General features: G+C 33.1%; 1 protein-coding gene. It reads right to left on the bottom strand.

From position 1 onward, the window contains the following. Positions 1-11: 11 nt before the first annotated feature. On the bottom strand, positions 12-722 hold a 711-nt coding region (locus tag AC2A1C_RS15830), incomplete at its 5' end, for an IS5 family transposase (RefSeq protein WP_484026899.1).

Genomic DNA, 722 nt, shown 5'->3' with positions numbered 1-722 from the left:
TTAGAGCCTGTTTAAATTTTGTTCAATAAATTTTTTATAGCGGATAATTTGACCATATTTTCGGAGTTTTCCATTAGTAGTTCATAATTCCTGCATAATCTTCGGTCGTTATCAAACCAAGAAAATGTACGTTCTATAATCCATCTTTTGGAAACAGGCTTAAAACCATCCTTTTTATCATCATTCCTCATAACCACGTTAATCCAATACCCAAAACGATTCTTTACTTGTTCTATAATTTCTCCTCTGTAACCTCCATCTGCGAGAATAACCTTTATCGGACTTAAAAAATAAGCTAATGTTCTCATTAAAAATTCTACTGCCTTACTGTCGTGTACATTAGCTACGGTAACCATTATAGCTAATAAAAATCCATTTTTGTCCATAATAGCGTGTCTTTTGATTCCTTTCACTTTTTTGTTTCCGTCATAACCGTTTAATGACCGATTATTTCCCCATCTTACGCTTTGACTGTCCATAATTCCCAAACTCGGTTCGCTGTTTTGATTTCTTTTAATTCTTACTTTTTCTCGCAATTTTGAAAGCAATAAATCAAAATCCTCCGAATTAGACCATTTTGAATAATAGTAATACACCAACTGCCATTTTGGAAAATCTCCCGGCAACAATCGCCACTGACAACCCGTCTTTAACAAATACATAATAGCATTCCAAATGATTCGTAAGCAATGTTTTCGTTTTCTATTATCAAATTCTAAAGT

It is taken from the genome of Chryseobacterium sp. HNCC26DJ241 (assembly GCF_057180505.1).
Note: the sequence above shows the minus strand (reverse complement) of the source record. Positions and strands in the feature narration are given on the sequence as shown.